Annotated in this window: 13 protein-coding genes; 7 read left to right on the top strand and 6 right to left on the bottom strand. The window is 57.8% G+C overall.

Annotated elements, in window-relative coordinates:
- Positions 1 to 755: 755 nt before the first annotated feature.
- Both FQ192_RS32990 and FQ192_RS32985 read left to right on the top strand, forming a co-directional pair.
- Positions 756 to 1,292 (top strand): sterol desaturase family protein, encoded by a 537-nt coding sequence (locus FQ192_RS32990; protein WP_149662152.1) that lies wholly within the window; start codon positions 756 to 758, stop codon positions 1,290 to 1,292.
- Between the two features lie 121 nt (positions 1,293 to 1,413).
- On the top strand, positions 1,414 to 1,713 hold the full coding sequence (locus tag FQ192_RS32985; protein ID WP_149662151.1) for a hypothetical protein: 300 nt from the start codon (positions 1,414 to 1,416) through the stop codon (positions 1,711 to 1,713).
- Positions 1,714 to 1,822: 109 nt separating this feature from the next.
- On the opposite strand, the gene FQ192_RS32980 is transcribed toward FQ192_RS32985, so the two are convergent.
- On the bottom strand, positions 1,823 to 2,032 hold the full coding sequence (locus FQ192_RS32980; protein ID WP_149662150.1) for a hypothetical protein: 210 nt from the start codon (positions 2,030 to 2,032) through the stop codon (positions 1,823 to 1,825).
- Between the two features lie 142 nt (positions 2,033 to 2,174).
- Positions 2,175 to 2,366 (bottom strand): hypothetical protein, encoded by a 192-nt coding sequence (locus FQ192_RS32975; protein WP_149662149.1) that lies wholly within the window; start codon positions 2,364 to 2,366, stop codon positions 2,175 to 2,177.
- 513 nt (positions 2,367 to 2,879) lie between these two features.
- On the opposite strand from FQ192_RS32975, the gene FQ192_RS32965 reads away from it, so the two are divergent.
- Positions 2,880 to 3,077 (top strand): hypothetical protein, encoded by a 198-nt coding sequence (locus FQ192_RS32965; protein ID WP_149662147.1) that lies wholly within the window; start codon positions 2,880 to 2,882, stop codon positions 3,075 to 3,077.
- Between the two features lie 58 nt (positions 3,078 to 3,135).
- Here FQ192_RS32965 and FQ192_RS32960 read toward each other — a convergent pair whose 3' ends face one another.
- Positions 3,136 to 4,113: an acyltransferase gene (locus FQ192_RS32960; RefSeq protein WP_149662146.1), complete on the bottom strand. Its 978-nt coding sequence runs from the start codon at positions 4,111 to 4,113 to the stop codon at positions 3,136 to 3,138.
- 192 nt (positions 4,114 to 4,305) lie between these two features.
- On the opposite strand from FQ192_RS32960, the gene FQ192_RS32955 reads away from it, so the two are divergent.
- On the top strand, positions 4,306 to 4,515 hold the full coding sequence (locus FQ192_RS32955) for a hypothetical protein (protein ID WP_149662145.1): 210 nt from the start codon (positions 4,306 to 4,308) through the stop codon (positions 4,513 to 4,515).
- A gap of 123 nt (positions 4,516 to 4,638) precedes the next feature.
- Here FQ192_RS32955 and FQ192_RS32950 read toward each other — a convergent pair whose 3' ends face one another.
- The gene (locus FQ192_RS32950) at positions 4,639 to 4,836 is read right to left on the bottom strand and encodes a YbdD/YjiX family protein (RefSeq protein ID WP_054050768.1); all 198 of its coding nucleotides are present in this window, start codon (positions 4,834 to 4,836) and stop codon (positions 4,639 to 4,641) included.
- The gene (locus FQ192_RS32945) at positions 4,826 to 6,886 is read right to left on the bottom strand and encodes a carbon starvation CstA family protein (protein WP_149662144.1); all 2,061 of its coding nucleotides are present in this window, start codon (positions 6,884 to 6,886) and stop codon (positions 4,826 to 4,828) included. Before FQ192_RS32945 ends, FQ192_RS32950 begins: the two co-directional genes overlap by 11 nt.
- A gap of 278 nt (positions 6,887 to 7,164) precedes the next feature.
- Between FQ192_RS32945 and FQ192_RS32940 the strand changes: the two genes are divergently transcribed.
- Positions 7,165 to 8,538 carry a cache domain-containing protein gene (locus FQ192_RS32940; RefSeq protein WP_149662143.1) on the top strand — a complete coding sequence of 458 codons (1,374 nt, stop codon included), beginning with the start codon at positions 7,165 to 7,167 and terminating at the stop codon, positions 8,536 to 8,538.
- Complete coding sequence (locus tag FQ192_RS32935; protein ID WP_149662142.1) at positions 8,538 to 9,170, top strand: response regulator transcription factor; 633 nt, start codon at positions 8,538 to 8,540, stop codon at positions 9,168 to 9,170. Before FQ192_RS32940 ends, FQ192_RS32935 begins: the two co-directional genes overlap by 1 nt.
- 62 nt (positions 9,171 to 9,232) lie before the next feature.
- Here FQ192_RS32935 and FQ192_RS32930 read toward each other — a convergent pair whose 3' ends face one another.
- Positions 9,233 to 9,448, bottom strand: coding sequence for a molybdopterin-binding protein (locus FQ192_RS32930; protein WP_034150404.1), 216 nt, complete (start codon positions 9,446 to 9,448; stop codon positions 9,233 to 9,235).
- A gap of 226 nt (positions 9,449 to 9,674) precedes the next feature.
- On the opposite strand from FQ192_RS32930, the gene FQ192_RS32925 reads away from it, so the two are divergent.
- Positions 9,675 to 10,628, top strand: a complete 954-nt coding sequence (locus FQ192_RS32925; protein WP_149662141.1) for an aliphatic sulfonate ABC transporter substrate-binding protein — start codon at positions 9,675 to 9,677, stop codon at positions 10,626 to 10,628.
- The last annotated feature ends 58 nt before the right edge of the window (positions 10,629 to 10,686 follow it).

Here is a 10,686-nt window from a genome sequence, read left to right as displayed (position 1 = left end):
AGAGGTACACTTTTTCAACGCTGGCATTGGGACGCATCATGGTGATGGACTCCTGATGGAAATCGGGAGCACAGCATCAGCCGTCAGCTATCCGCTTGGAATGTGGGGTTCATGGAGCGGATACGTTCAACGAGCCCCCCACCAGAAAGACAGCCAGCCAGCCCGACGTCGATCTGGCGCGTGTATTCGAATTGAATGATGAAAAACGGCTGACAATAATAAAGTTCGGACCCGGACTGATGACCGCCATGATGTAAATCAGTGCAGCTGTAACCATGAATACTCCAAATTGCAAACAAGCAGCCGCGCAGCGGCAGTCCTTTTGTTACAGCAATAATGAAAAGCGATGATGTTTACCCACCCGGATTAATGACGGATGAACGTTATCGAAGCCCTCACCGCATAGCGCTAGTCAGGCCAGGGCAACTGCACGCTATATCTCAGGCCGCGAGGTGCAAGTATCGGGTTCAAAGGTGTCGTTAGTGGCAGAAGGCATGCTGTTTGTAATCGGGAGCGTTGCTGTTGTGCATTGACAACCTAGCAGTAAAACCGACCGGTATCGCAGACCATTAAAGAACAGGCTTATAACTTTTATTGGATCCAATCATTAAGCAGCACATGGGATTAATACTCGCGCAGCCAAGAAAGTGAGCTGTCGAAATATGCAATCCAAGGCGCTTATGTTAGCTTTGCCGCGCTTTACCTCATCGACTCACAAATTGATGCCCATCGGGCACACCAAGGAATCCTTGCGCATGGCTGCGTCCAACAAATGGCTGATGTCATCGGCTGCGTATTACCTCGACTTCTTCACCGTTCCGCTGTTTGTCGTCCTTGCCCTGTGCATCGCTCCCTTTCATCTCGGTCAGGCACTCGCCGGTCTGCTGGCCTGGTCGTTGGTTGAGTATCTGGTGCACCGTTTCCTGTTTCATTCGCTGTATCGCCGGGAGCACTGGACCCATCATCTCGATGTGCTGGCTTTCATCGGCATTTCCAGCTGGAAGACCAGTTCAGCCTATGCCGGTCTTTTGGTGCTCGCTTGGTTGACTGGCCTGACGTCGGTTTTCATCGGTGTGATCGTCGGCTACTTCTTCTACATCTCGCTGCACTACGTGATGCACCGTCCGGAACACTGGGCCTACCGTTTTGTTTCCGGGTTGGCGACCAATCATGACCTGCATCACCGCAAGGGCATCGAGAAGAATTTCGGCGTGTCCTCGCCGCTCTGGGATCACGTGTTCGGCACCTATGTCCGGGTCCAGGCGCTCAACACGGTCGAGGAGAACACCTGAAACAAGTCACGGCGGGCAAGCCTCAACCCCCCACCTGACCACCACTCGTCCGCTCCTCAGCACCTTTGCAATTCCCATTCTTCCAATATTGTGTCAATCACTTTTACGGAAGACTGGGACCATGAAAAACACATTTGCAGTGCTCACCCTCGCCGGCCTGTTATCCACCTGCTCGCTTTATGGCCTGGCTGCCGAGAAGACGACCGAAGGCTCTGCCCTTCCGCCGGGTACCGCGCAGCCGCAAGGTAATGAAACGAACAGCGTCGGGACGGGCACGGACGGTGGCAAGTCGGCCACGGGCATTGATGGCACGACGGGCTCCATGTCCAATGGCGCCGACGCAGGCACCACCGATAACGGCCCTACTCCTGCTGGAGGTTCAAAAGGGGGTGGTGAGGGTAAAGGGGGTAGCGGTTCTTGAAGCTGAACCCGGTCTAGTGCCTGATGCAGTCATCAGGCCTGACACCAAACCTGTGGCGAGAGAGCTTGCTCCTTCGCCACACGTTAAACACCGCTCACTCATCTCTTGACTAACTGGCATCGGCCGGATCGGCGCCATCGCGATTGTTGATAAACGTATTCCAATGTACATAGGCATCGTGCTGGCGCTTGACGGCCTCCTCCCATGCCGGCCCTGAAACCGAACGTGCGGAAACCAGCTGCATCATTTGCGCGGTGGCTGCATCGAGATCCATCAGCAGTGCGTGGGACTTGATTCTGAAATCGTCGACTGACGTCATTGCATTCACCTTCATTGACCCGGCCAAAAAAAAGAAGCAACGGCTTCAGGATCATTGAGCCGGCATTCGGCGAATGATTCACGCCAGCCGATCACCGGTATCTCGTGCCAATGAAAAGCCCAGCGCGATGGCTGGGCTCTGGTTATTTGCGGTGTTCGAGCATTTTGTCGGCGAGTGCCTTGGCCCGTTCAACCAGCAGGTTCTGCCGGTCTTCGTGGGTGGTCTCTCCCACAATCGGTGCTGTCAGATGGCTCTCTGCAATCAACGCAGCGCAGAAGTACCGATCCCAGACTCTTTGCTCCGACGTTTGCTTGCTCACTTGGTCGGCGTCCATGTGCGGCTCCTCTTTAAGAAGTGCATGGCCAATTTACGCCCCCATTTCACACGCTAGCCGGGGATATTAAGGAAGGCGTTCCAGCGTTCGTACGCGTCGTGGTGTCTTTTCGTGGCCGCGTCCCATTCCGGCCCTGAAACGCGTTTTGATGTCACCAACGTCATCATCCCCATCGTAGCGGCATCCAGCTCGATCAAGAGCGCGTGTGATTGGGTTCTGAAATCTTCGAACGATGTCATTAAGTTGCCTCAGCGCGGAGTTCACCACCATCGAGGAACAATTGCCCCTCGATCAATGGAGTCCGGGCATGGCCGATAATTCAAGCTGGCTGACGGTCGGTGTGCTTCCAGCAGGCCCCAGGGTTCACCATTCGTCGCCTATAAAAACTGGCGCGTAATGCCCGAGTCTGTCTGGCGTGAGGATTGCAAAGGCCCGTCTAGCAGCCCCAGAACGACGTAATTCTGACGCGGCAGCAATCACAATCAGCTTGGTCAGTCACCCCGGAGATGTAACGTGTCAACTCTCAATGAAATCGCAGCGAACCACGCGAGAATGGCTATGGCAAAGGCAGAAGAGTCGACCGGACTGAGTGAGCGACATCTCCAGATAATGGGGCATTTCGAAGTCTCCTGCGTCGAGGTACTGCCAAACGTGCCGGCGCACCTGCTCACCGCCGCGCAAGACAATCAGCTCGGCCAGGCCTGCGTCTGACCCACCCCACTTGCCGCCCGCTGGATGACTCGACATTCAGCATGCGGCAAGCCTCGCCTCAAACAGTGCTTGCACGACCCACTCCAAATTTCGCGCCCTTGCGCAGCGCGTGACGGAGTTTCAACGCCGGTCGTTCGACAAAGTAGTACGACACGCCGCTCAGCAAAAACGAGAGCAACAGCATCGTCGTGACCGTGAAGGTAAACGGCCAGAATCCCCGCAGGAAATAGATCACCGCAAAGTGGTTCAGAAACACGCCATAGCTGATATTGCCCAGCAACTCATCGATGCGGTGGTATTTCAGCCGGCTCAGCAGGAAGACGGCCGGCACGCCCAGGGCAATGCCGGCGGTCACCTCGGCGTTGAAGGGGCGTCGAGGAATCATCCCCACGGCAATGGCCACGAACATCAGCCCGGCAAAGATCGCGGTGGCGGCAATCACCATCGCGGCCCTGGCCCGCATCCGGTACATGTAGCTGCCGCACAGAAAGATAAACAGCACGCCCGGCAGCAGTCGGTAACCGTAGACGTCAGTATTGATGTAACCCAGGGAAGCGACCATGAACACCGCCACCGACAGCACAAATGCCAGGCCCCGCAGCTTGTACACGATCAGGAATGGAATCAGCAGGTAGAAACACATTTCGAGCCCCAGCGACCAGGCGGCCGGCAGGACCTCGGGAATGGTGAAGCCGAACATGTAGAGATCCAGCGGAACGATCGTCAGGCTCAGGGCGATGTTCTTGACCGTCAGCGCCGCCGCTTGCGGCGTACCGGGCAACAGGCAGTAAATCACCACGCAGGAGGCGGTGAAGTAGAGCAGAAACTGCGGGTAGAGCCTCAACAGCCGATCCACGTAAAACAATGGAAATTGCTCCGGGGCGTTGTAGTTCCTTTCGATCAGGGACGTCATCACAAAGCCGCTGATGAGCAAAAAGGAAATCACCGCAACCACGCCGGGATTGAGCCCCGCAAACGTCACGCCCATATGTGAAATCGCCACCAGCACCGCCAGCAGCAGTCGAAAAGCCCCCACGCGCATCTTCCTTAAACGTCTAATTATTTTGCGCGCTAAGTTACGTGGCTTTTGGCTAGCAGGACAGTGCTTTCAGATCGTGGCCAGGAATCAGCCGGATCGATGCTGGCAACAACCCGTTTCCTCAACTAGTGTTTCTACCTCATCGAACAGCGCCCACCTCACGGCGGGTGCCTAATCAAGGAGAGATAGATGACCCCCGTTCGTATAACCGAGCAAACCTATCGCGCCTGGTCCAGCCCAATTCTGCTTGAACTCAAGGAGCGTGAGCATCAACTGGATCCGACGGCACGCCAGGCGCTTCAGAATGTTCTGCTGGAAAGAAGGCTTGTGAACCTCGGCAACCCCGATGGCCCGGAACGGCGCAACGCAGATCCGGCGAAAGGCGACAAACTCTGGTAACGGGGGGAGCGATGGATTGCCGCGATTGCCGGATGTGGCCTATCACCTGTTGTGTAGAAGCAAGACTTGCCCGCGATGGCGTCCGAAAGATCGCCATCGCGGGCAAGCCATGCTCCTACAAGTTCAACAACACTTCGGCCCAGCCTTACTCCCGTAACGCGCCTCCTGACGCTCCCGGAAGAACATCTCGTAATCCATCACCGGTTTGTCCGGGTGCTTGGTTTGCATATGCTCGACGTAGTTGTCGTAGTCGGGCATGCCGACCATCAGGCGCGCGGCCTGACCGAGGTATTTACCGAGGCGACTCAGGTCATTGAACATTGGGCACAGCCTGGAACGGCGATTCTTTATCCGTACGCTCTTTTGTACCCCAGGCGGCGATGCCGACCTTGAGCGCATAAAACAGGATGCTGAACACCACGAACAGGAACAGCCCGGTCAACGTAGCGTTGGTGTACGCGTTCCAGATCACGTGCTGCATCTGGTCGATGCTCTTGGCCGGGGCGAGGATCTGACCGTTGGCCAACGCGTCGCTGTATTTCTTGGCCAGGGACAGGAAGCCGATCGCAGGATTCGCGTCGAACAGCTTGATGAAGCCCGCCGTCGTGGTGCAGATCAACAGCCACACGGCTGGCAGCATGGTCACCCAGATGTAGCGTTGGCGTTTCATTTTGATCAGCACCACCGTGGCGAGCATCAGCGCGATACCGGCGAGCATCTGGTTGGAGATGCCGAACAGCGGCCACAAGGTGTTGATGCCACCAAGCGGATCGATCACCCCTTGATAGAGCAAGTAACCCCACATCGCCACGCAACCGGCGGTGGCGATCAGGTTGGCGGTCCAGGATTCCGTGCGTTTGAGCGCCGGGACGAAAGAGCCGAGCAAGTCCTGAAGCATGAAACGTCCGGCCCGGGTGCCAGCATCGACGGCGGTCAGGATGAACAGCGCTTCGAACAGGATCGCGAAGTGGTACCAGAACGCCATGGTGTTTTCACCTGGCAGGACACTGTGCAGGATTTGCGCAATGCCGACCGCCAACGTTGGCGCACCGCCGGCACGGGCCAGCACGGTGGTTTCACCAATGTCATGGGCCACTGCTTGCAGGGCTTCCGGGGTAATTGCAAAACCCCAGCTGCTGACGGTTTGTGCCACTTGAATCACGTCACCACCGACCACGGCAGCTGGGCTGTTCATGGCGAAGTAGACGCCTGGCTCGATCACCGAAGCGGCGACCATCGCCATGATGGCAACAAAGGATTCCATCAGCATGCCGCCGTAACCGATGTAACGGGCATGGCCTTCACTGGCGAGCAGTTTCGGCGTGGTGCCGGAAGCGATCAGCGCGTGGAAACCCGAAACCGCGCCGCAAGCGATGGTAATGAAGAGGAACGGGAACAAGCCGCCCTTCCACACCGGCCCGGTGCCGTCGATGAACTGGGTCAGCGCCGGCATTTTCAGCTCGGGCATGGTGATCAGGATGCCGACCGCCAACGCCAGGATGGTGCCGATTTTCAGGAAGGTGGAGAGGTAATCGCGCGGCGCCAGGATCAGCCACACCGGCAATACCGCCGCGACAAAACCGTAGCCGATCAGCATCCAGGTGATTTGCACACCGGTAAAGCTGAAGACCTTGGCCCAAGCCGGATCAGCCGCAATCTGCCCGCCGACGAAGATCGAACCGAGCAGCAACGCCACGCCGATCACCGAGATTTCGCCAATGCGGCCCGGGCGGATGTAGCGCATGTACACGCCCATGAACATCGCGATCGGAATGGTCGCCATCACGGTGAACATGCCCCACGGGCTATCGGCCAGGGCTTTGACCACGATCAGCGCCAGCACCGCGAGGATGATGATCATGATCAGGAAGCAGCCGAACAGCGCGATGGTGCCCGGGATGCGGCCCATTTCTTCACGGACCATGTCGCCCAGGGAGCGGCCATTACGGCGGGTGGACATGAACAGGACCATGAAGTCCTGCACCGCGCCGGCGAACACGACGCCGGCAATCAGCCACAGCGTACCGGGCAGGTAGCCCATCTGTGCCGCCAGCACCGGACCGACCAGAGGCCCCGCGCCAGCAATGGCCGCGAAGTGGTGACCGAAGAGGATGTGTTTGTTGGTCGGCACATAGTCCAGACCATCATTGTTGAGTACGGCGGGAGTGGCTCGGTTGGGATCGAGTTGCATCACCCTGTTGGCGATGAACAGGCTGTAATAGCGGTAGGCAACGAGGTAGATGGCGATGGCGGCGACGACGATCCAGAGGGCGTTGATCGCTTCGCCGCGGCGCAGGGCCACGACACTCAGCGCAATCGCTCCAATGACAGCCACGACAAACCAGGCGAGGTGTTTAACCAGACGGGTCATTGCGTGTCTCCTGCCGGCAGTCCGATAGGCCGCGGCGATAATTTTTATAATGGTGCCCGTTATGCGAGCCCGCCTAATATCCGCGCATGTCGCCGACAGCGGAATCCGCAGTACTACGTAAGGCCCGTCTACGTAGTACTACGCAGACCGCTTTCATCCATTAGTCCGACGCCGCTTTGCGCTGGCGAAGTGCAGGTCTTTTTGGCCTATCATGCCCCCACCACGACACCCGCCAACGGCCCTGCCGCACCGTCGCCCGGTCTGGACAGGAGTAGAACATGCAGCTCAAACACAAAATCGTTGCCCTGGGCATCCTGCCGCTGATCCTGGCGATTGCAGTGATTTGCGCCCTGGTGATGTTCCAGAACCGACAACTGGGCGAGCAGCAGGCGCAGTTGATCGAAGACAGCATTCTCGCCAGCAAACGCGCGGAGCTGAAAAACTACGTGGAAATGGCCAAGAGCCTGATCGAGCCGTTGTATGACGATGGCCACGGCGACGCCGTGGCCCAGCAGCGGGTGCTCGAAGAACTGCGAAAACTCAGCTTTGGCGTCGACGGCTATTTCTTCGTCTACGACCGCCAGGGCCGCAGCCTGATGCATGCGCGGCAATCCGAACTGGTGGGCAAATACCTGTGGGACATGACCGACCCTCACGGCCTGCCGGTGATTCAGGCTTTGCTGAAAAGCGCCGAATCCGGCGCCGGTTTCCAGCGCTACGCCTGGAAAAAACCTTCCACCGGCGCGATCACCGACAAGCTCGCCTACGTGGTGATGCTGGATCGCTGGGGCTGGATGCTCGGCACCGGCATCTACCTCGAAGACGTTGAACAGGCCACGCAACAAGCCCGGGATGAAGTCGCCCACGGCATCCACGGCACCATGCTCGCGATTGCGGCGGTGGCGTTGATTGCCGTGCTGCTGGTGTTTATCAGCGGCATGACCCTGAACGTCAGCGAACATCGCCTGGCCGACAAAAAACTCCAGCGCCTGAACCAGCGCATTGTCAGCTTGCAGGAAGAGGAGCGCTCACGGGTTTCCCGGGAATTGCATGACGGCATCAGCCAGTTGCTGGTGTCGATCAAGTTTCAGTTCGAACTGGCCAGCCATTTGATCGAGGCCGGGCGCGACAATGGCCTGAACATTTTGCGCGAAGCCACCGAGCGCCTCGGCAGTGCCATCGGCGAGGTGCGGAGCATTTCCCATGACTTGCGCTCATCGCTGCTCGACACCCTGGGCCTGCCCGCCGCCATCGGCCAGTTGGCTGCCGAGTTCCAGCAGCGCAGTGGTTTGCAGGTCAATTATGAAAGCAACCTGACCGACTGCGATCTGGTGGACGGTGCGGCGGTGGCGGTGTTCCGTATCGCCCAGGAAGGGTTGACTAATATTGAACGTCACGCCCAGGCCAGCACGGTGTCGATCACCTTGCAGGGTTCGCCGCAGGCATTGCGCCTGATCGTCGTTGATGATGGCATCGGCTTTAACGTCAATCGGGTCGACCGCCTGAACGCCGGTATCGGCTTGCGCAATATCCGTGAACGAGTCGAGCATTTCGGTGGCCGACTCGAACTGCATTCAACGCCGGGTCGCAGCGAGCTGAATGTGCTGCTGCCCTTGAGCGAGACAGCCCACACAATAAGAGAAATGACTTGATGAGCCTGCCCGTCCCGATCCGTGTCGCCCTGGTCGACGATCATTCCCTGGTGCGCGACGGCATTCGCGCCTTGCTGGCGGTGGTGGATTTTCTTGCCATCGTCGGCGAGGCGGACAGCGGTGCGAGCGCGATTGAAATGGTCGCCCGGACCCAGCCCGATTTGCTGCTGGTGGACATTGGCCTCAAGGACATGAACGGCCTGGAACTGACCCGCGTGCTGCGGCGTGACCACCCGGCGATCAAGATCCTGATCCTCAGCATGTACGACAACAACGAGTACGTCAGCGAGTCAGTACGCTCGGGCGCCAGCGGCTACGTGCTGAAGAACTCCCCCTCCCGTGAAATCATCGCGGCCATCGAGGCGATTGCCAGTGGCGGGACGTTCTACAGCGCCGAAATCGCCCGCAAGCTAGCGGCTGACCGGCCGACCGACAACGAGCTCACCCCGCGTGAGAGCGAGGTGCTGTGCAAAATGGTGCTGGGACTGAACAACAAGGAAATGGCGCGCGAACTGGACATCAGCGTGCGCACGGTGGAAACCCATCGGCTGAGCATTCGCCGCAAACTCAACATCGACAAACCGGCGGCGCTGCTTAACTACGCGATTGAGCGTGGGTTGATCTCACGCTGATCTCGCAAACCTTGCGAGAAACCTGTGGCAAGCCCCCTCGCCACAGGGAACGGCGACCCCATTCAGAGCTTGGCAATCGACACTTCAGTCGACTTCACGAACGCAATCACTTCACTGCCAATCTTCAATTCCAGATCGCGCACGGAACGGGTAGTGATCACCGATGTGACGATGCCGGACGCGGTTTGCACGTCGATTTCCGAAACCACTTCGCCTTCCAGGATTTCCTTGATAACGCCTTTGAACTGGTTACGAACGTTGATCGCTTTGATGGTCATATTGAGGCTTCCTGTCTGATGTGAGGCAAAACCGCACTGAGGTGCAGGCCTTCAAAATGCACCGGCGCAAGCGATAACAAAAGGAATAAATAACGATTTATATATTCCTTAAATGCATATGCAAACACCTTAAGCTAAGACCTAAACATTATTTAAAGAATAATTCTTAGAACTCTATGCTCATGACAGATAGCCACCTTCTCCTTCGCTTACTGTCGAGTTCGCCATGTCAAAACCCATCAAAAACGCAGTCGTTACCAGCCTGATTGTCGCACTGGCCTTGTCCTTCACACTGACGGCGCAGGCCCGGGAGACCGTACGTATCGGCTACCAGAAGTCATCGACCCTCATCACCCTGCTGAAAACCCAAGGCACCCTGGAAAAGACCCTCGCGCAGAACAACATCGACGTCACCTGGCATGAGTTCTCCAGTGGCCTGCCGCTGCTGGAGGCGTTAAATGTCGGCAACGTCGATATCAGCGCCGATGTGGCCGATACCGTGCCGATCTTCGCCCAGGCCGCGCAAGCCAAACTGACCTACTTTGCCGAGGAAGCGCCCTCGCCTTCGGCCCAGGCGATTGTCGTGCGCAAGGATTCACCGTTGCAGCAACTGGCGGATCTGAAAGGCAAGAAAGTCGCGGTGACCAAAGCCGCCGGTTCGCACTACCTGCTGATTGCCGCGCTGAACAAGGCCGGCTTGAAGTTTTCCGACATTGAGCCGGCCTACCTGTCACCGGCCGATGGCCGCGCCGCCTTCGAGAACAACAAGGTCGACGCCTGGGTCACCTGGGAACCCTTCCTCAGCGGCGTGCAACGCCAACTGCCGACCCGCACCCTGGCGGACGGCACCGGCCTGGCCAGTTACAAGCGCTACTACCTGACCAGCAACACCTACGCCAAAGAGCACCCGCAAGTCCTGAAACTGGTTTACGAGCAACTGCACAAGGCCGGCGCCTGGGTAAAGCACAACCCGCGTGACGCCGCACAAGTACTCGGCCCGTTGTGGGGCAACCTGGATGTGGAAACCGTCGAGACGGCCAATGCTCATCGCAGTTACCAGGTGCAACCGGTCAAAGCCGATCAGTTGGGCGAACAGCAAAAAATCGCCGATGCTTTTTTTGCCGAGGGTTTGTTGCCCAAAGCGGTGGATGCCAAGGACGTCGAGATCTGGAAACCCTAGTGCCCGCTGCCTCTCTTTCAGTCAGCCACAAAAGAACCAAAACGAATTACCAAATACA

The sequence above is a fragment of the Pseudomonas sp. ANT_J12 genome, from assembly GCF_008370045.1.
GTDB lineage: Bacteria > Pseudomonadota > Gammaproteobacteria > Pseudomonadales > Pseudomonadaceae > Aquipseudomonas.
This window is presented reverse-complemented; position numbering and strand designations above follow the sequence as displayed.